Genomic DNA, 19,736 nt, shown 5'->3' with positions numbered 1-19,736 from the left:
AAATTGAAAAAACCACCTATGGGTGGTTTTTTTATGCCTAATATTTAGCTTATTTAACAGCGCTAAAACGACTTAAATAATTCGGTAGGTTTCCCTTATCAAAGAAATTACGTTTCAGGTACTAATTTATAAATTCCTTGCCCATCAACAGCAACGTAAATGTAACCATCTGGACCCTGTTTAATGTTCCTAACACGAGTAAGCTTATCTTTAACTATCTCTTGTTTCACAACGTTATTGCCATCCAACGTTAACATCACCACATAACCAAACTTCAATGAGCCTATAAGCACATTCCCCTGCCATTGAGGGTATTTATCACTGGTAACAAACACCATGCCCGATGGCGCTATTGATGGGTCCCAGTACCACAACGGCTGCTCCATGCCTTCCTTTTCGGTTAAGTCGGTAAATGATGTGCCTGAGTAGTTAATACCGTAGCTAATTTCTGGCCAGCCATAATTTTTACTTTTGCCAATGATATTAACTTCATCGCCGCCGCGAGGTCCGTGTTCATGAGTCCAAATTTCACCTGTGACAGGATGTTTTGCCATACCTTGAGGGTTTCTGTGTCCATAGGAGTAAATAGCTTTTTTAGAAAGGTTATTGTCAACAAATGGGTTGTCAGCAGGAATGCGGCCATCCGCATGCAATCGATATACTTTACCGGCATCACGACTAATATCTTGCGGATTAACATCTCTTTGCCCTCTGTCACCAATAGAGAAATACAAAAAGCCCTGATTATCAAATGCTAACCGACTGCCAAAGTGAACACCTTTATCGCTGTAGGCGTTAGCAACATAGATATGTTCTTGCTGTGTTAACGCCATACCTTTTAATTTAGCGCGCATGATGGCGGTGCTCTTATTTCCTTTACCGTCAGCTTTGGCATAAGACATATAAATCCAGCCATTGTTGGCATAGTCAGGATGTAAAACTATATCAAGCAAACCGCCTTGACTGCCTACTTCGATATCTGGCAAGCCGGCAATTTCTTCAGCTTTGAGTTTTCCTTGCTTAACTACTTTTAACTCACCACCGCGCATAGTAATTAACAAGTCGCCATTGGGTAACCAAGCCATTCCCCAAGGTATCCCAGAATCTTCGATGTATAGCTGCGCATTAAACTTTTGACTTGATTTACTCATTTGTATTTCACTCTTATCAAAAGAGTTTGCCAAAAATGGAGTAAATGCAAAGCAAGCGATTAAAGGTAAAAGAGTTTTTCGTATCAGTGACATAGTGTTTCTTTATTTATAGAGTAGACCTTGACCATAATAGTCAATTCCGTCGTAATTGAAAACTAAACTCAGTTAAATTAACTCAGCTATTTATAGGTTTGTGTTGGTAAGGAAAATAACGTAATTTAAGTAAAGCCTAGCGGCAGCAAACAGCGGTAAGCGGAAGTTAATTTTGAGGTATATGTTATGACATGGTCAACGTTCGGTGTAATAGTTGTAGTGATGATAGTTATCTTTGTTGCATCAAAAGCATCTAAAAAGAAAAAGTAAGCAAAAGCAAAAAGAGCGAATTGCAGTTCTACTCAATTTAAGAAAAATACACTTTCATCCAACAATATGAATGGTTAACTCGGGTATTTTAGCATCAAAAAAGGCGCCAATCGGCGCCTTTTTTACATCAGGATGATGGATTGTCGACTTATTGCTTAACCAACAAATTTACGTGCGTTACGGAACATTCTCACCCATGGAGAATCTTCTAACCACTCATCCGGGTGCCAAGAGTTAGCAACCGTTCTAAATACACGTTCAGGATGTGGCATCATAATTGTTACACGACCGTCGGTAGTAGTTAGTGAAGTAATACCATCTGGTGAACCGTTAGGGTTTGATGGGTATGTTTCAGTAACTTGACCATAGTTGTCAACATAACGTGCTGATACTGTGCCTGAATCGTTAGCTGCGCCAATCGCTTCTTCAGATTTAAATTCTGCATGACCTTCACCGTGAGACACAGCAATTGGCATACGTGAACCTTCCATACCTTTAAAGAAGATAGATGGTGATTCTTGAATTTCAACTAATGAGAAACGTGCTTCAAAACGCTCTGATTTGTTCTGTACAAAGTGTGGCCATAATTCACTGCCAGGGATGATTTCTTTTAAGTTAGAAAGCATCTGACAACCATTACATACACCTAGTGAGAACGTATCTTCACGGTGGAAGAATGTGCGGAACATTTCACGAACATCGTCGTGGAACAAGATTGACTTAGCCCAACCTTCGCCAGCACCTAGTACGTCACCGTAAGAGAAACCACCACAAGCAACCAAGCCTTTAAAGTCGGCTAAATCAACACGGCCGCCTAAAATGTCAGACATGTGTACATCAATAGTTAAGAAACCAGCGCGGTCAAATGCTGCTGCCATCTCAACATGAGAGTTAACACCTTGCTCACGTAAAATTGCAACTTTAGGGTTCGTTTCATCTACTGCATCTTTAGCAATAAGATCGCTAACTATGTCTTCGTTAAGATCAAATGTTAGTTCAGTGTTTAAACCAGGATCTTCAGTGTCGAACTTAAGCGCATGCTCTTGCTCTGCACAATCTGGGTTATCACGTAAAGACTGCATCTTAAACGTAGTTTCAGCCCAAACCGTACGGTAGTAGGTACGAGAATTTGCTAGTACTTCTTCACCATCACGGCTGAAACGAATAACGTCTTCATTGTTAATTCGGCCAATATCAGTGAAGCAATCAGTAATACCAAGTTCATCAATTAGTGCATGAACAGCATCAACGTCGTCTTCACGAATTTGAATTACAGCACCAAGCTCTTCATTAAATAATACGCTTAAATCATCACCCGCAAGTTTTGAAATGTCGATATCAACACCAGTGTGACCGGCAAATGCCATTTCAGCAACGGTAGTAAATAAACCACCGTCAGAGCGATCATGATAAGCAAGAAGTTTTTCTTCACGTACTAAACGTTGCATTGCAATAAAGAAGTTCTTCAATGTTTCTGGGCTATCTACGTCTGGTGTATTTTGACCTAGTTGCTTATAAACCTGAGCGATACATGAACCACCTAGGCGATTTTTGCCTTTAGAAAGGTCAATGGCAACAATGCGGCTATCGCCTTTGTCAGTGCGTAGCTGTGGAGTAACAGTTTTACGAATATCTTCTACACGACCAAAAGCGGTAATTACTAGAGACATAGGTGCAGTAACTGACTTGTCTTCACCATTCTCTGTCCACTTGGTTTTCATACTCATCGAGTCTTTACCAACAGGAATAGTTAAACCAAGCGCTGGACAAAGCTCTTCACCAATGGCGTGAACAGCTTCGTATAAACCTGCGTCTTCACCTGGGTGACCTGCAGCTGACATCCAGTTAGCCGATAATTTAATACGGTTTAAATCGCCAATATCAGTACCGGCAATATTGGTTAACGACTCTGCTACTGCTAAACGAGCCGATGCACCAAAGTTTAATAGGGCAACTGGTGTTCTTTCACCAAGAGCCATCGCTTCACCATGATAGCTGTCTAGTGCTGCTGCGGTAACACCACAGTCGGCCACTGGAACCTGCCAAGGACCAACCATTTGATCGCGGTTAACCATACCGGTAACCGTACGGTCACCAATGGTGATTAGGAATGTTTTCTCTGCAACTGTTGGTAATCGTAAAATACGATCTGCGGCATCGGCTAAAGCAATATCATTTAACTCAAGCTCGGCGCCTGTTTGTGTTAAACGCTCAACGTCTCGGTGCAGCTTAGGCGTTTTACCTAATAAAATATCAAGAGATAAATCAATTGGGCTGTTATCAAAATGGTTATCTGTAACCGTTAAGTGCTCTTCTTCTGTGGCATAACCAACAACCGCAAAAGGTGCACGCTCACGTTCACAAATTGCAGTGAATTCGTCCATGCGCTCAGGAGCAACTGCTAAAACATAACGTTCTTGTGATTCGTTACACCAAATTTCAAGCGGAGACATGCTGCGCTCATCGTTTGGTACGTTACGTAGTTCAAAGTTACCACCACGGCCACCATCAGAAACCAGCTCAGGGAATGCGTTTGATAAACCACCAGCACCCACATCGTGGATGAATAAAATAGGGTTGTCATCGCCTAACTGCCAACAACGGTCAATCACTTCCTGACAACGACGTTCCATTTCAGGGTTCTCACGTTGTACAGAAGCAAAATCCAAGTTTTCAGCCGATTGGCCTGACGCCATACTAGATGCCGCGCTGCCACCAAGGCCAATGTTCATTGCCGGGCCACCTAATGCAATTAAGCTGGCGCCAACAACAATATCGCCTTTTTGTACGTGTTCATCACGAATGTTACCTAAACCACCGGCAATCATAATTGGTTTGTGGTAACCACGAACTTCCATGCCGTTAAACGATTGTACTTCTTCTTCATAAGTACGGAAGTAACCAAGAATTGCCGGGCGACCAAATTCATTATTAAATGCTGCGCCGCCTAATGGGCCTTCCATCATAATGTCAAAAGCGGTAACAATACGCTCTGGCTTACCAAAGTCTGTTTCCCATGGCTGTTCAAAACCAGGAATACGTAAGTTTGAAACACTGAAACCAACTAAACCAGCTTTTGGTTTAGAACCAATACCAGTAGCACCTTCATCTCTAATTTCACCACCTGAACCTGTAGCTGCGCCAGGGTAAGGAGAAATTGCAGTAGGATGGTTATGCGTTTCAACCTTCATTAAAATTTGAATGTCTTCTTGAGTGTATTCGTACGCTTTAGTTTCTGGGTTAGCAAAAAAGCGACCCGCTTCAGAACCAACCATAACTGCGGCGTTATCTGAATATGCACTTAAAACGTAATCGCCATTTAACTCATGAGTGTTACGGATCATTTTGAATAAAGATTTAGGCTGTTTTTGACCATCAATGGTCCAGTCAGCGTTGAAAATCTTATGACGACAATGCTCAGAGTTTGCTTGCGCAAACATATATAGTTCGATATCGGTAGGGTTACGACCTAAACGAGTGAAGTTCTCGAGTAAGTAATCAATTTCATCGCTAGAAATTGCTAAACCTAATTCAACGTTAGCAGTTTCTAATGCGTTGCGGCCACCAGCCAATAAATCAACCGTAGTAAATTCAGTAGGCTCGGCTGTTGTAAATAAGGTATTTGCGTCATTAATGTCGGTAAAAATTACTTCCATCATGCGGTCATGAATTAAATTGCTAAGTTGCAATGTTTGCTCATTAGTTAATTCACTGCTGGTTTGAATGTAGTAAGCCATCCCTCGTTCTAAACGAATGATGTTGGTTAAACCACAGTTGTGAGCAATATCAGTAGACTTTGAAGACCAAGGTGAAATTGTACCCGGACGTGGTGTTACCAATAGTAACGTACCTTCTGGCTCATGCTCTTCGATAGTTGGGCCGTAGGTTAATAATTTTTCCAGTTTGTTTAATTCATCACTGTTTAATGCTTCACTATTGTGTGAAAAATGCATAAATTCAGCGTAAACGTCTGTTACAGGAAGATTTAATTGCTCACATTGTGAAAGCAATTTACTAATTCTGAAATCGGAAAGCGCAGGTGCGCCGCGTAAGATTTCCATAGAGGTAGTCACCATAGTTATATTAATATCAATTCCATTAAATTTCAGAACTGACTAGGAGTTGAGAAATGCAATGGAATTGCTACTTTATAATGTTGGTTTTTCGCGCGCATTATAAAAGAATTAGCACCATTTAGTAAGTGCAAATCAAATTGTTTACAAACAAAATTAAAAAAAGACTGTAAAAAATGTACAAATGACTTCACAATGAAATTGATATGAAAAAAATACTCTATAAATTTAAAAACATAGCAACGTCTTTAACAAGTTTATTGTTCGTTACAATTTTTCTGTTAACAGCGTGTTCCTCTGATAATGAACCAACTAATTTGCAGCAAATTGTGAAACGCGGCACGTTAAAAGTTGGCACCTTATTTGGGCCTAACAGTTACTATTTAGGTGCTACAGGGCCACGTGGTTTTGAATACGAACTGGCTAAAGCTTATGCCGAGTCGTTGGGCGTTGAGTTAGAAATAGTGCCAAGTTATACCTTAAATGAGTTATTTCCTAAAATTGACAATGGTGAAGTAGATATCCTTGCCGCCGGTTTGTCGGTGACGCCTGAACGCTTAACCAAGTATCGTTTTACACCAAGCTATTCGAGTATCAGTCAAAAATTAGTGTTTAAACAAGGCCGTGAATGGCCTCGTAAAATAGAAGATTTTTCCGGCAGTTTAAAAGTTGCCGAACATTCCAGCCATGCTGAAAACTTACTAGCCCTGAAGGCCAAACATCCTAATTTGTCTTGGACCGTAACCGACGAATTTGACGCAGATGAACTACTACTGGAAGTACTCGAAGAACGCATAGACTTTACCATTGCAGACAGTAACACCTTGGCGATTAACCGCCGTTATTATCCCGAAATCAGTGTTGCTTTTACCATTCAGCAACCAAAACCTATCGCCTGGATGTTAAGCAAAAAAGGCGATGATGCTTTACTTGCTTCATTGGTTGAGTTCTTTGGCGAGGCCCATCATGACGGTACAATTTTAACGCTTGAAGATAAGTATTATGGACATATTCAAGAATTTAATTATGTTGATACTCGTACATTTATCAAAGCGGTAGAAACTAAACTGCCAAAATATCGACCTTTATTTGAACGCCATGGTGTCGACATGGACTGGCGCTTTCTAGCGGCAATTAGTTATCAAGAATCTCATTGGGAACCTCATGCTCGCTCATATACCGGCGTGCGAGGCATGATGATGTTGACCTTGCCAACCGCTAAGCAAATGGGCGTTAAAAGCAGGCTTGATGCTGAACAAAGTATCAAAGGTGGCGCCAAGTATTTCTTACAGCTAATAAACCGTATTCCAGCACGAATAAAAAATCCAGATCGTAAGTGGTTTGCTTTAGCTGCGTATAACGTAGGTTGGGGACATATGGAAGATGCGCGGGTGATCACAGAGCGTCGAGGTGGCGACCCTGATCGTTGGGTAGACGTTAAAGAATCTTTACCCTTGTTAAAGCAGCGCAAATATTATAAAAATACTAAGTACGGATATGCTCGTGGTGATGAGCCGGTACGTTACGTTGAAAATATTCGCGCTTACTACGACACACTGTTATTTTTAGAAAAAGATAAAAGTATTGAAATCGAAGCCGAACCCGTTGTAGAAGAAAGTAGTGCTGATGTTAATTAATCAACTTTTAATAGCATTGGCATTTAATAATAATAATAAGTAAATAACAGTCATGTATGACCGTATATTTGCAACAAAATATAGCGAAAGTATTAACTATGCGTCCTAGATCTTGTAAAAACAACCAACGCCGCCGCCTTTTAAAATCCTGCAACCGTAAAGTAAACAGTCGTTATCGAGTGTTTTTTAGAGTGGTGTTATTGAATGGTGAAAAGATAAAGTAAATAACCTGAGTTAAAACCCAGGTTAAGTATTACGCTAATTTCTCTGCTTTTTTCTCTTTGCGTCTGCGTTTAAAAAATGCAGAAAGCATGGTGCTGCACTCTTCTTTTAGAACCCCAGATGTTATTTCAACCTGATGATTCAACTTTTCATTGTTGGCCAAATTAAATACGCTACCACATGAGCCGGTTTTTAAATCGCTGGCGGCAAATACTAAGCGCTTTACTCTACTATGTACTAATAATCCGGCACACATAGGGCAGGGCTCTAATGTGACGTATAAGGTGCAATCAAGCATACGGTAGTTTTCCATATTAGGACCGGCTTTTCGTATTGCTTGCATTTCCGCGTGGGCAGAAGGGTCGTGTAACTGTATTGACTGATTCCAGCCCTGGGCAATCACTTCGCCATTGCACACCAAAACAGCTCCAACAGGAATTTCACCTTCGGCTTCTGCTTTTTCAGCCAGCAAAATAGCTTGACGCATAAAGCGCTCATCAGTGTGTTGTTGTACTTGTTCGTCGTTGTTCATCTAATTTGGATTATTCTTTAGTTAATTTGCTTACTTTATGGTTAGTTTGGTACACAATAAAGCTTATTTTAGGTTATCTTATTTAGTAACCGATTGTTTAAATAGTGTTTTTTGTATTGGTTTAATAATTGCTTATTTTATTATTAGCCAAGGTTTTAACTATAGTGCTCAGTTGAGTAGTATAACAACTTGTTGATATAGCATTCTATTTTATAAAGGAGTTTATATGCACATTTTCGAATTTGTCATCATTGTCGTTGTTTGTTTAGGAATTTTTGAGTTTTTAAAACAGCGCCAAAAAATACAGGCAAACAGTCAAAATACGACAAAACAACAATCAGAAATTGATCAAGAATTAACAGCATTAAAGCAGCGCGTAGCAACACTGGAAAAAATAGTCACCGATAAAGGTTATGATTTAAAACAAGAAATTGATGATTTATAAGCGTACCAAGAACCGCATATAGCTTATAAAAATAAACTCAATAAATCATTAAGGTAGCGATGGCCAAAATGACTTACTTGCCAATAACCATTGTTTTCAGTAACGAGTTTTTTATTTTTGGCTGTTTGCAACGGGTCAATAACCGTCTCGCGTGATAGCCCTGTGGCGGCTTCAAAATCATCTAAGCTAAATGGTTTAAACAAGCGCAGTCGGTTCATCATAAATTCAAAAGGGCGCTCTGCATCGGGCACTGTATGTATCTGATCAAGATGCTCTCGCTCATCATCCATATAGCCTTTTGGATGTTTCACTTTTACTGTTCGATAAATCTGGTTTTCAGTCGGTATAGAAATTTTGCCGTGTGCACCACAGCCAATACCTAAATAGTCACCATTTTGCCAATAGTTAAGGTTATGCTGACATTGATATTCTTCACCTGTACTAAACGCTGATATTTCGTATTGTTTATAACCTGCGCTGGCCAGTAACTTAAAACCCTGCTCTTGGATATCCCACAAAACATCATCTTCGGGTAAGGTAGGCGGTTTTGAATAAAATGAAGTGTTTGGCTCTATGGTTAATTGATACCAAGATAAATGCTTAGGCTTTAATGCAATCGCTTGCTTTAAATCATCCAAAGCACCTTCAATCGATTGCTGTTCAAGACCGTGCATTAAATCTAAGTTAAAACTATTTATCCCACAGTCTTGGGCAATTTGTGCAGCACGAACTGCTTGTTCACTGTCATGAATGCGGCCAAGTTTGATCAATTTATCAGAGGCAAAGCTTTGCACGCCAATAGAAATTCTATTAACCCCAGCTTGATAAAAACCATTAAATTTTTCTGCTTCAACTGTGCCAGGGTTTGCTTCTAAGGTAACTTCAACTTGAAATTCAGGGTCCGGATCAGGCTTAAAACGTTTAAACACTTCATCAAGTAACTGCTTAATAGCTGCGCTACTGAACAAACTTGGTGTACCTCCACCAATAAAAATGGAATACAACGGGCGGTCAATGTTAAAGCGCGCAATATCGGCATCCAAATCGGCAAGTAAATGGCGAATGTATGCTTGTTCGTCAATATCGGCTTTTAATGCATGCGAATTAAAATCACAATATGGGCATTTTTGCACACACCAAGGGATGTGGATATAAAGTGATAATGGTGGCGATATTAACAAGGTGGCGATCTCAGTTATTGTTAAACGGTAAAGTTTTCAAGTAATTTTGCTAATGCTTTACCACGATGGCTTAATTGGTTTTTCAGCTCTCTGGGTAATTGTGCAGACGTCATGTCATGGTCGCTTAACCAAAATAAAGGATCATAACCAAAACCATGCTCACCATGTTTTTCTGTGGTTATTTCGCCTTCCCAACTGCCTTGACAAATTATTGGCGTAGGATCATCCTCATGGCGCATAAATACAATAACGCATTGAAAGCGAGCAGTACGTTTTGATGCTTCAACACCGTCTAAGGCGGCTAATAATTTAGCATTATTGGCTTTGTCATTACCGTTTTCGCCAGCATACCTAGACGAATAAATGCCCGGTGCACCTTTAAGAAAATCAACTTCTAATCCCGAGTCATCTGCAATCGCCGGTAAGCCGGTTATCTTTGCTGCATGGCGAGCTTTTATAATGGCATTTTCAACAAACGTAGTCCCTGTTTCAGCAACTTCGGGTACGTTAAAATCGCTTTGCGGCACTATTTCAAAGTTATGTGCGCTTAGGATTTCAGAAAATTCTTTTACTTTGCCTTTGTTACCTGTGGCTAAAACGATTTTGTTCATAAATGACTACCGTGAATATTGAAAATGAAAAAGGGTTAGATATTAAAAAAGCGGTATTGTACCGCTTTTTTATTGAACCTGAAAAAAGATTTATCGATTATTGGTCAACATAAAACTTTTGTTCAAATTTGAGGCGATGTTCCTTACCATTATTGTTGATTAAAATATCAAATCGATAAAGCTCATCATTTGGATATTTCACTGTAGTAATGTAATAAATGGCACTGCCTTCTTTAATTTCTTCAAACTCTAACGTCATTGGTTGACCAATTAAGTTTGTTGCCTTGCCAGAAATGCCAACCTTCAAAGCAGGGTTGCCATCTTTGCTGGTATCAAGCACTGAAATATTAACAAAACCGCGATAGCGACTGCGTTCAATACCATAGTTTTTAGCAATATCAGGTTGTAAAACTGTCGTTGGGAGACCAATGTAATGAACTTCTAAGGCATCAAATTTTTTCATGTTTTCAGCATTAGCAACGTTGCTAACACCTAGCACTGTAAAAATTAATAATAGATAATTTGTGATGGATTTAAACATAACCCCTCTCTTGTAGGTTGTGGCTTAAATAAGTGCCAACAACGTTAATTATAGTCGCTCTATAGAAATAGACCGACTAACTATCAACTAGCTTACAGGTAGTGCCAAATTGGGATCAAACTACCGATAAAAATATTGATCACATTCAGTGCCAAAAATGCCACCAAGACCGACAAATCTATGCCGCCCAAATCAGGCATTATACGGCGAATAGGGCGCAAGAATGGTTCGGTTAACTGATGAAACACCATTTGTGCTGGGCTGCGGCTTTGTACTACCCAACTCATTAATGCCATAACCAACATGATCACAAACAATAACGTACCGCTTTGTTTGATCAAAAATAGAAAGCTGATAAACAGCAATGACACTACTTCGATAGCTTGGCCGCCAATTAGCGCCAACACCGAATATTTTGAACAAGCGATAATAAAGGCAACCAATAATGTCGCCATATCGATACCGGCAAAACCAGGTACAATTTTTCTAAATGGGATCACAACAGGGTTGGTTGCTTTCACCACAAATTGACTAAATGGGTTGTAAAAATCGGCTCGCACCGCTTGTAGCCAAACTCTTAATACCAAAATCATTAAATAGGCATCAAAAACAAAATTTAGCAAATACACTAATGCTTCCATGAATACTCCATAAAAAAGCTTATAAAAAAATGAATCTGTTCAATCATATACTAAGATGACTGAAGTGGTTAAAACTAGTTGTTACTTTCTGTGATTTCGATCGCCCTTGCTTTACACGCTTTCATCGCATCGCTTACCAGAGTATCTAAACCACCTTCTTTAAATGTCATCAGCGCCGCATGAGTTGTACCACCTTTTGAGGTAACATTTTCGCGCAGTGTTGATATATCATCCTGGTTTTGCACAACCATTTGTGCTGCGCCTAAAGCGGTTTGTTGTACCAATTCTCTGGCGGTTTGTTCACTAAAGCCAAACGCCATAGCTTGACGCTGCATTGCTTCCATAAACGCAAAAAAGTAAGCCGGACCTGAGCCTGAAACGGTGATGAGATTATCTATCTCCTCTTCATTAGCTACCCAGTGAACCTTGCCGACACTGGCTAAAAGTTGATCGGCAAATTCTTTAATATTGCTTTTTATTGACGCATCGGCAAACATACCTGTCATGCCTAAACCAAGTTGCGAAGGTGTATTCGGCATACAGCGAATAATGGTTGCAGATTTACCTAAAACAGAATGCATTTGCGCCAGGCTTACACCTGCAGCTACCGAGATAAAACACTTATTGGTAATGTCTATTTGGCTGGCTATTTCAGCACAAACTTGCTTAATAAGGTGTGGTTTTACGCCTAAGACAATAACATCGGCAAAATTGGCAGCAGCGATATTGTCTGAACTTTGATGTATACCATATTGCTCAGCTAGTGCTTCACGTTTAGGAGCACTTGGGTTAGTGACCATTATGTCTTGTGCATTAAAACCTTGGTTAACCATGCCAACCAAAATGCAGCTGTTCATATTACCTGCACCAATAAATGCGACTTTTTTCATTTTATTTCCTCTTAGCTCCTAAAACGAGTTCAGGACGACGCTAGTGCGCCGGTTTATTTCGTTTCTAGCTTCTATTCTCTTGCACCAAATATTGCAGTACCAACGCGTATCATCGTACTGCCGCAGTCAATGGCGATGGTCATATCATTACTCATCCCCATTGACAGGGTATCTACACTAGGATATTGGTGCTGCAATTGATTAAACAAGGTTTGCATCTTAATAAAGCTTTGCTTGGTTACTTCATCATCACCTTTTGCCGGTATCGCCATTAATCCGCGCAGGGCTAAATTGGGGCAATTGTTTATAAATTCAGCTAACTCGGTAACTTCACTAATTTTTGCTCCCGATTTACTTTCTTCACCACTAATATTCACTTGTAAACAAACGTTTAACGGGATAATGTTACTATCACGTTGTTCATTAAGGCGTTTTGCTGTTTTTATCCGGTCTATCGAATGGGCCCAATCAACATTTTCAGCAATCTGTCGGGTTTTATTGCTCTGAATAGGGCCAATAAAATGCCAGGTGATATCAGTTAAATGGGCAAGTTGCTGTACTTTTTCAACGGTTTCTTGCACGTAGTTCTCACCAAAATGGCGCTGTCCGGCATCATACGCCTGTTGAATTAAACTAACAGGTTTCGTTTTACTTACAGCCAACAAGCTCACGGCAACAGATGAGCGATTGGCATTATTGCTGGCGTTAATTATATCTTGGTGTATTGCCTTAAGGTTGTCAGCGATATTGATCATTTTTTATTTCTATAACAATTATAAATTAGGGATTTTATGGATATTACCGAACTTTTAGCATTTAGTGTTGAACACAATGCTTCCGATTTACATTTATCTACTGGTATGCCACCGGCCATTCGTGTTGATGGTGACGTACGTAAGGTTAACATCCCGCCGTTAGAAGACAAAGACGTTAATGGTTTAGTGTATGACATTATGACCGATCGTCAACGAAAAGAGTACGAAGAAAACCTAGAAGTGGATTTCTCTTTTGAAGTACCAAACTTAGCTCGTTTTCGTGTTAACGCATTCAATCAAAATCGCGGCCCAGCGGCGGTATTTCGTACCATCCCAAGTAAGATTTTATCTCTTGATGAGTTGGGCTGTCCTGATATATTTCGTCAAATATCAGAAAACCCACGTGGACTGGTATTAGTAACCGGTCCAACAGGTTCGGGTAAATCAACAACGTTGGCGGCGATGGTCGATTACATTAATGAATCAAAACGCGATCACATACTAACCATTGAAGATCCAATCGAATTTGTTCATGACAATAAACAGTGTTTAATTAACCAACGTGAAGTACATCGCGATACATTAAGCTTTAACAACGCATTACGCTCGGCGCTTCGTGAAGATCCAGATGTAATACTTGTTGGTGAAATGCGTGATTTGGAAACCATTCGCCTGGCAATGACCGCGGCAGAAACTGGTCACTTAGTATTTGGTACCCTACATACTACCTCTGCACCAAAAACCATTGACCGTATTGTTGATGTATTCCCTGGTGAAGAAAAAGACATGGTTCGCTCCATGTTATCAGAATCACTTCGTGCGGTAATATCGCAAACGCTAATCAAAAAAGTTGGCGGTGGTCGAGTCGCTGCCCATGAAATCATGATCGGTGTACCTGCCATTCGTAACTTAATTCGTGAAGATAAAATTGCGCAAATGTATTCTGCAATTCAAACCGGCATGTCACACGGCATGCAAACCATGGATCAATGTTTACAAAACTTATTAAGCCGTGGCCTTATCACCCGTGAAGATGCAATGCATAAAGCAGCGGATAAAAACCAGTTTAAGGTTTACTAAGTAGGAAATTTAGATGTATTTACACCAATTACTAAAAACCATGGTGAAGGAAGATGCCTCTGATTTGTTTATCACGGTTAATCTTCCGGCCAGTGCCAAAATTAATGGCGAATTACAGCCGGTTGATGAAAAGGTCTTAAGTTTTGACGATGCATTAGAGCTGGTACATAGTTCGATGACCGAAAAACATATTGCTGAATATACTGACACCAAAGAGTGTAACTACGCCATTGCGCTGGAAGACATTGGCCGTTTTCGTATTTCTGCATTTTGGCAACGTGAAATGCCTGGCATGGTCATTCGTCGAATTGTTACCGACATTCCTGATACTGAAAAGCTTGGCTTACCACCAGTATTAAAAGAGCTGGTGATGTCAAAACGTGGTTTGTTATTGTTTGTTGGTGGTACCGGTACTGGTAAGTCAACATCAATGGCATCTCTTATCGGCTATCGTAACCGCAATGCTCGAGGTCATATTCTTACCATTGAAGATCCGGTGGAATTTGTACATGAGCATGGCAAGTCAATGATCACACAACGCGAAGTGGGCATGGACACTGAATCTTTTGATGCGGCGCTGAAAAGCTCATTACGTCAAGCGCCCGATGTTATCCTTATTGGTGAGATCCGCTCACAGGATATTATGGAGCACGCATTAAGCTTTGCTGAAACTGGTCACTTATGTATTGCCACACTGCATGCCAATAATGCGAACCAAGCAATTGACCGTATCATGCATTTAGTGCCGCCAGAGCAGCATGAAAAACTGCAATTTGATTTAGCCTTGAATTTACGTGGTATTGTTGCTCAGCAACTGGTGCCAACACGTGATGGTTTAGGTCGTAAAGCTGCGATTGAAATTTTACTTAATTCACCATACATTTCTGAGCTCATTAAAAAAGGTGAAGTCGGTGATATTAAGCAAGTGATGGCCAAGTCGCGAGAACTCGGTATGCAAACGTTTGATCAGGCATTATTCGATTTATACGAAGCTGGCGAGATCAGCTATACCGATGCCTTGCATAATGCAGATTCACCAAATGATTTACGCTTAATGATCAAGCTTCGCAGTAATGATCAAACCGGTATTGGTGGCCTTAAAGGCGCTACGTTAGATGGTGATTAGTGTGTACTTCAGTGGCTAAGTAACGCTGCTATGTTTCATGACCAATTGTTTTAGTTTATTAATCACCTTTGATGGTTGCTGATAAGCTAAAACAATTTCACGTTTTAACTGCAAGTCCTGAATAGGACGAAATACAATTTCTGAATTACTGACTATTTCCGGGTGCGCTGGTACCAGAGCACAACCAAGTCCGGCACTTACTAAACCCAACGCATAATCAATCGTTTTAATGTTGGCGCGAATATCTACGCTGATCCCTTCCAGAGTTAAAATATCTTGTAATGATTGCCATGCGCTACAAGGTGAGCGTTGTATAAAAGCCAAATTATCAAAATCAGCCAAGGCAATATTGTCTTGCAGAGATAAAACATGATTGTACGGTACGGCGAGCAAGTAGTTTTCTTGCCAAAACGACTTATGATGTTCATTTTCAGCCAGCTCTTCTTTAATAATGACCCGTGCATCACACTGTTCATTATGCGGTACCAGAGTAAGCTCCATTGATGCTACTGAAGCGGTAAAATCTTTCAACAAGGCACTCATCCTTGCCACACCTAAGCCTTTTGTTACCCCTAAATAGAATGGCTGTTTACTGTCTTGTTCAATAAACAAGGTCTTTATCGCTTTCGCTTGGCCGAGCAATTTTTTAGCTAATGGGTAGAGTTTGTTACCTGCCGCGGTTGGGGTAACGCCGCGTGCGTGCCTGACAAATAAATTGCAACTTAGGGTTTGTTCTAATTGCGCAACGGCTGCCGATATTGACGGCTGTGCCACATAACTGCGCTTAGCTGCGGCGCTAAAACTGCCTTCTTCATACACTGCAACATAGTATTGTAAACTTCGTAAATCCATAGCAACCAATCAAAAAATTAGGGTATTTAACATATATTTAGATATAGCTTTTATCTATACCTAGTAAAGGAAATGTATATTTTAACTCTGTCTTAGTTTTGTTTATTATCAAACAATATGCAATATTTCTTTAACATTTTTTGAGGTTTTATCATGTCTAGTTCTACTAATCGCCCAACGTTTAATTGGCAAGATCCACTACTGCTTGATTCATTATTGTCTGAAGAAGAGCGATTAATTCGTGACGCTGCGCATCAGTATTGCCAAGACAAATTAATGCCGCGGATATTAGAAGCCAACCGACACGAAAAATTCGATGTTGAAATCATGAAAGAACTGGGTGAGCTTGGTTTACTCGGTGCAACTATCCCTGAAAAATACGGCTGTGCCGGTGCTAATTATGTTACTTATGGCTTAGTGGCCAGAGAAGTAGAGCGTGTTGACAGTGGCTATCGTAGTGCCATGAGTGTGCAATCATCGCTAGTGATGCATCCTATTTACGCTTACGGTAGTGAAGAGCAAAAAATGAAATACCTGCCTAAATTGGCAACGGCTGAGCTAATTGGTTGTTTTGGATTAACCGAGCCAAACTCAGGGTCAGATCCTGCCAGTATGCTTACCCGCGCCGAAGCGGTAGAAGGCGGTTATCAATTAACCGGTAATAAGATGTGGATCACTAACTCGCCAATTGCCGATATCTTTATTGTTTGGGCCAAACTTGACGGTGTTATTCGCGGCTTTATTTTAGAAAAGGGCATGCCTGGTTTAAGCGCGCCGAAAATTGAAGGTAAGTTTTCATTAAGAGCGTCCATTACGGGTGAAATAGTAATGGATGAAGTGTTTGTGCCAAGTGAAAATATGCTGCCAAACGCAAAAGGCTTATCAGGACCATTTGGCTGTTTAAATAAAGCCAGATACGGCATTTCTTGGGGCGCTTTAGGCGCCGCTGAGTTTTGTTGGCATGGTGCGCGTCAATATACATTAGACCGAAGCCAATTTGGCAAACCTCTTGCGGCTACCCAACTTATTCAAAAGAAACTCGCCGACATGCAAACTGAAATTACCACAGGTTTATTTGCCTGTTTGCAAGTGGGCCGGTTAATGGATGCTGGTACATTATCACCGGAAGCGATTTCTCTGGTGAAACGCAACTCTTGTGGTAAAGCATTAGATATTGCTCGCATGGCGCGCGATATGCACGGTGGTAACGGCATCAGTGATGAATTCCACATTATTCGACACGTAATGAATCTTGAAGCAGTAAATACCTATGAAGGTACGCACGATGTACACGCCTTAATTTTAGGTAGAGCACAAACTGGTATTCAAGCGTTTTTCTAAGCTCAAAAGCAACCTCAACTTGGGGAAAGTAGTAAACAATACAGCTCTTAAAAACGTGGAATATACATGGTAGATCGTAATCAAATAGTGAAAGAAAATTTTATCAGGCTTGTTGAAACTGAAAATTTTCCAAATACAGCAAACAAGCTCACACCGTCGCAAGTAGGATTAAGCGATAATGATGTGATTGATATTTTTGAAAGCCAAGTGCTGAGTCGTCATTTAGACCTGCAATCTAGGGTAATGCAAAAGCAAGGACAAAGTTTTTACACTATAGGTAGTGCCGGTCATGAAGGTAATGCGGCGTATGCAAAAGCATTTCGGCCAACCGATATGGCATTTTTGCACTATCGCAGTGGTGCGTTTGTTATTCAACGAGCGAAACAAGTGCCAGGGCAAACGTCACTTTACGATATGTTACTGTCCTTTGCCGCCTCTAAAGATGATCCTATATCAGGTGGTCGTCATAAAGTACTTGGCAGCAAAGCATTATCTATTCCACCACAAACCAGCACTATTGCCTCGCATTTACCCAAAGCAATGGGCACTGCATTCAGTATACCGTTGGCAAAGCGCTTAAACTTTACCGGCGAATTGCCAGATGACAGCGTGGTTATTTGTAATTTTGGTGATGCATCAAGTAATCACTCAACGGCACAAGGTGCATTTAATTGTACAGCGTGGGCAGCGTATCAATCTATTCCAATGCCTATTGTGTTCGTGTGTGAAGACAATGGTATAGGTATTTCAACCGCAACCCCAGAGGGCTGGATTGCTGCTAACTATAAAGACCGAGCCGGTCTGCATTATATTTATTGTGATGGTTTAGATATTGTCGATACATATCATAAAGCCAAGCAGGCAGAAAAAATTGCCCGCGAGCTGCGCAAACCGGTATTTTTACACGTTAGAACCGTTCGATTACTTGGTCATGCGGGCTCTGATGCTGAATTTGTTTATCGCAGTGTTGCTGATATTGAAGCAACCGAGTACCAAGACCCACTATTGCATAGTGCTCGTATATTGATAGAAAACAATATTTTATCAAGTGCCGATATTATTAAACTATATCAAGACAGCGCCAAACGCATTGCCAGTATTTCTCAGCATGCGGTCAGTAAAGAAAAACTAGCTAATGCAGAGCAAGTCGCAATGAGCATTGTCCCGCCGCCGCGTGAAAATATTCATCAACAGTTAGTTAGTGCTGAACAGCGCCAGCAATTGTTCGCCCATGAAAAGCATAACCTCAACAAAAAGCAGCATTTAGCCAAGTTACTCAACTGGACGTTAATGGACTTAATGGCTGAGCATGAAAACATCGTTATGTGTGGTGAAGATATTGGTAAAAAAGGCGGGGTGTACAATGTTACCAGTAAGTTGTTTGATCGCTTCGGTCATAACCGAGTGATCAACACACTGCTTGATGAACAATCAATTTTAGGCGGCGCGATAGGGTTTGCTCATAATGGGTTTTTACCTATTGCTGAAATTCAATTTCTTGCTTATGTACACAATGCTGAAGATCAAATTCGCGGTGAGGCTGCCACATTGCCGTTTTTCTCAAATGGTCAATTTACCAATCCTATGGTGATCCGCATTGCCGGGCTTGCCTACCAAAAAGGCTTTGGTGGCCATTTTCATAATGACAACTCATTTGCTGTATTTCGAGATATTCCCGGATTAATTATTGCTTGTCCATCCAACGGCAGCGACGGCGTAGAAATGTTGCGCAGTTGTGTAAAACTGGCACAAGAGCAACAACGTATTGTGGTATTTCTAGAGCCCATCGCATTGTATATGACCAAAGATTTGCACCAGGAAGGCGATGGTTTATGGACCGCAAATTATCAACTGCCAGACGCAAACGACACAGAAATTAATCAGCAAATCAGTGTTTATGGCGAAGGTGAAGATATTTGTATTTTATCTTACGGTAATGGCTACTTTCTTTCTCGTCAGGCTGAAAAGATCCTCGCTGAGCAAGGTATTCGTTGTCGAGTGGTTGATTTACGCTGGCTGGCACCGTTAGATGAGCAGGGAATTATTGAACAGGTTAAACAATGTAAGCATGTGCTTATTGTTGATGAATGTCGAGAAACTGGTTCTATCAGTGAAGCGCTGGTTACCTTGATTCATGAACAAGCGGCTAGGCCTGCAACACAAAATGAACTGGTACGAGTAACGGCCAGTGATTGCTTTATTCCATTAGGCTTGGCTGCATTTCATGTACTCCCCGCTCTTGATGATATTGTTGCTGCGGCAACGTCAATAATGAAAAACAGCTAAGGGACTATC

16 protein-coding genes are annotated in these 19,736 nt (G+C 40.7%); 6 read left to right on the top strand and 10 right to left on the bottom strand.

Annotated features, from left to right (window positions below; all coding sequences use genetic code 11):
• Window positions 1–107: 107 nt before the first annotated feature.
• Both RI845_RS14730 and purL read right to left on the bottom strand, forming a co-directional pair.
• A complete protein-coding gene (locus tag RI845_RS14730) occupies window positions 108–1,151 on the bottom strand; it encodes a PQQ-dependent sugar dehydrogenase (RefSeq protein ID WP_348386928.1) in 1,044 nt (347 codons plus the stop codon).
• Window positions 1,152–1,669: 518 nt separating this feature from the next.
• Window positions 1,670–5,575, bottom strand: coding sequence for a phosphoribosylformylglycinamidine synthase (gene purL, locus RI845_RS14725; RefSeq protein ID WP_348386927.1), 3,906 nt, complete (start codon window positions 5,573–5,575; stop codon window positions 1,670–1,672).
• A 218-nt stretch (window positions 5,576–5,793) separates the two neighbouring features.
• On the opposite strand from purL, the gene mltF reads away from it, so the two are divergent.
• A complete protein-coding gene (mltF, locus tag RI845_RS14720) occupies window positions 5,794–7,224 on the top strand; it encodes a membrane-bound lytic murein transglycosylase MltF (protein ID WP_348386926.1) in 1,431 nt (476 codons plus the stop codon).
• A gap of 253 nt (window positions 7,225–7,477) precedes the next feature.
• Here the strand turns inward: mltF and tadA are convergent, their stop codons facing one another.
• Window positions 7,478–7,978: a tRNA adenosine(34) deaminase TadA gene (gene tadA, locus RI845_RS14715; protein WP_348386925.1), complete on the bottom strand. Its 501-nt coding sequence runs from the start codon at window positions 7,976–7,978 to the stop codon at window positions 7,478–7,480.
• A 226-nt stretch (window positions 7,979–8,204) separates the two neighbouring features.
• On the opposite strand from tadA, the gene RI845_RS14710 reads away from it, so the two are divergent.
• Entirely contained in the window at window positions 8,205–8,423 is a 219-nt protein-coding gene (locus RI845_RS14710) for a hypothetical protein (RefSeq protein WP_348386924.1), read from the top strand.
• 23 nt (window positions 8,424–8,446) lie between these two features.
• Here the strand turns inward: RI845_RS14710 and hemW are convergent, their stop codons facing one another.
• The 6 genes from hemW to RI845_RS14680 form a co-directional block, all read right to left on the bottom strand.
• Window positions 8,447–9,604 carry a radical SAM family heme chaperone HemW gene (hemW, locus tag RI845_RS14705; RefSeq protein ID WP_348386923.1) on the bottom strand — a complete coding sequence of 386 codons (1,158 nt, stop codon included), beginning with the start codon at window positions 9,602–9,604 and terminating at the stop codon, window positions 8,447–8,449.
• Window positions 9,605–9,624: 20 nt separating this feature from the next.
• The gene (locus RI845_RS14700) at window positions 9,625–10,215 is read right to left on the bottom strand and encodes an XTP/dITP diphosphatase (RefSeq protein ID WP_348386922.1); all 591 of its coding nucleotides are present in this window, start codon (window positions 10,213–10,215) and stop codon (window positions 9,625–9,627) included.
• A 97-nt stretch (window positions 10,216–10,312) separates the two neighbouring features.
• The gene (locus RI845_RS14695) at window positions 10,313–10,756 is read right to left on the bottom strand and encodes a DUF4426 domain-containing protein (RefSeq protein ID WP_348386921.1); all 444 of its coding nucleotides are present in this window, start codon (window positions 10,754–10,756) and stop codon (window positions 10,313–10,315) included.
• Between the two features lie 92 nt (window positions 10,757–10,848).
• The gene (locus tag RI845_RS14690) at window positions 10,849–11,397 is read right to left on the bottom strand and encodes a YggT family protein (protein WP_348386920.1); all 549 of its coding nucleotides are present in this window, start codon (window positions 11,395–11,397) and stop codon (window positions 10,849–10,851) included.
• A 74-nt stretch (window positions 11,398–11,471) separates the two neighbouring features.
• The gene (gene proC, locus RI845_RS14685) at window positions 11,472–12,287 is read right to left on the bottom strand and encodes a pyrroline-5-carboxylate reductase (protein ID WP_348386919.1); all 816 of its coding nucleotides are present in this window, start codon (window positions 12,285–12,287) and stop codon (window positions 11,472–11,474) included.
• A gap of 71 nt (window positions 12,288–12,358) precedes the next feature.
• Entirely contained in the window at window positions 12,359–13,042 is a 684-nt protein-coding gene (locus RI845_RS14680; protein ID WP_348386918.1) for a YggS family pyridoxal phosphate-dependent enzyme, read from the bottom strand.
• A gap of 36 nt (window positions 13,043–13,078) precedes the next feature.
• Here RI845_RS14680 and RI845_RS14675 point away from each other — a divergent pair, with 36 nt between their 5' ends.
• Window positions 13,079–14,122 carry a type IV pilus twitching motility protein PilT gene (locus RI845_RS14675; RefSeq protein WP_348386917.1) on the top strand — a complete coding sequence of 348 codons (1,044 nt, stop codon included), beginning with the start codon at window positions 13,079–13,081 and terminating at the stop codon, window positions 14,120–14,122.
• A gap of 13 nt (window positions 14,123–14,135) precedes the next feature.
• A complete protein-coding gene (locus RI845_RS14670) occupies window positions 14,136–15,248 on the top strand; it encodes a PilT/PilU family type 4a pilus ATPase (RefSeq protein WP_348386916.1) in 1,113 nt (370 codons plus the stop codon).
• Between the two features lie 15 nt (window positions 15,249–15,263).
• Here RI845_RS14670 and RI845_RS14665 read toward each other — a convergent pair whose 3' ends face one another.
• Complete coding sequence (locus RI845_RS14665) at window positions 15,264–16,100, bottom strand: LysR family transcriptional regulator (RefSeq protein WP_348386915.1); 837 nt, start codon at window positions 16,098–16,100, stop codon at window positions 15,264–15,266.
• Between the two features lie 153 nt (window positions 16,101–16,253).
• On the opposite strand from RI845_RS14665, the gene RI845_RS14660 reads away from it, so the two are divergent.
• Both RI845_RS14660 and RI845_RS14655 read left to right on the top strand, forming a co-directional pair.
• Window positions 16,254–17,441: an acyl-CoA dehydrogenase gene (locus RI845_RS14660; RefSeq protein WP_348386914.1), complete on the top strand. Its 1,188-nt coding sequence runs from the start codon at window positions 16,254–16,256 to the stop codon at window positions 17,439–17,441.
• 66 nt (window positions 17,442–17,507) lie between these two features.
• The gene (locus tag RI845_RS14655) at window positions 17,508–19,727 is read left to right on the top strand and encodes a dehydrogenase E1 component subunit alpha/beta (protein WP_348386913.1); all 2,220 of its coding nucleotides are present in this window, start codon (window positions 17,508–17,510) and stop codon (window positions 19,725–19,727) included.
• Window positions 19,728–19,736: the final 9 nt, after the last annotated feature.

It is taken from the genome of Thalassotalea nanhaiensis (assembly GCF_031583575.1).
GTDB lineage: Bacteria > Pseudomonadota > Gammaproteobacteria > Enterobacterales > Alteromonadaceae > Thalassotalea_A > Thalassotalea_A nanhaiensis.
Note: the sequence above shows the minus strand (reverse complement) of the source record. Positions and strands in the feature narration are given on the sequence as shown.

Bases quoted from the DNA above. Each gene is read 5' to 3' on its own strand.
- RI845_RS14730 (WP_348386928.1), bottom strand. From the start codon at position 1,151: ATGAGTAAATCAAGTCAAAAGTTTAATGCGCAGCTATACATCGAAGAT.
- purL (WP_348386927.1), bottom strand. From the start codon at position 5,575: ATGGAAATCTTACGCGGCGCACCTGCGCTTTCCGATTTCAGAATTAGT.
- mltF (WP_348386926.1), top strand. From the start codon at position 5,794: ATGAAAAAAATACTCTATAAATTTAAAAACATAGCAACGTCTTTAACA.
- tadA (WP_348386925.1), bottom strand. From the start codon at position 7,978: ATGAACAACGACGAACAAGTACAACAACACACTGATGAGCGCTTTATG.
- RI845_RS14710 (WP_348386924.1), top strand. From the start codon at position 8,205: ATGCACATTTTCGAATTTGTCATCATTGTCGTTGTTTGTTTAGGAATT.
- RI845_RS14700 (WP_348386922.1), bottom strand. From the start codon at position 10,215: ATGAACAAAATCGTTTTAGCCACAGGTAACAAAGGCAAAGTAAAAGAA.
- RI845_RS14695 (WP_348386921.1), bottom strand. From the start codon at position 10,756: ATGTTTAAATCCATCACAAATTATCTATTATTAATTTTTACAGTGCTA.
- RI845_RS14690 (WP_348386920.1), bottom strand. From the start codon at position 11,397: ATGGAAGCATTAGTGTATTTGCTAAATTTTGTTTTTGATGCCTATTTA.
- proC (WP_348386919.1), bottom strand. From the start codon at position 12,287: ATGAAAAAAGTCGCATTTATTGGTGCAGGTAATATGAACAGCTGCATT.
- RI845_RS14680 (WP_348386918.1), bottom strand. From the start codon at position 13,042: ATGATCAATATCGCTGACAACCTTAAGGCAATACACCAAGATATAATT.
- RI845_RS14675 (WP_348386917.1), top strand. From the start codon at position 13,079: ATGGATATTACCGAACTTTTAGCATTTAGTGTTGAACACAATGCTTCC.
- RI845_RS14670 (WP_348386916.1), top strand. From the start codon at position 14,136: ATGTATTTACACCAATTACTAAAAACCATGGTGAAGGAAGATGCCTCT.
- RI845_RS14665 (WP_348386915.1), bottom strand. From the start codon at position 16,100: ATGGATTTACGAAGTTTACAATACTATGTTGCAGTGTATGAAGAAGGC.
- RI845_RS14660 (WP_348386914.1), top strand. From the start codon at position 16,254: ATGTCTAGTTCTACTAATCGCCCAACGTTTAATTGGCAAGATCCACTA.
- RI845_RS14655 (WP_348386913.1), top strand. From the start codon at position 17,508: ATGGTAGATCGTAATCAAATAGTGAAAGAAAATTTTATCAGGCTTGTT.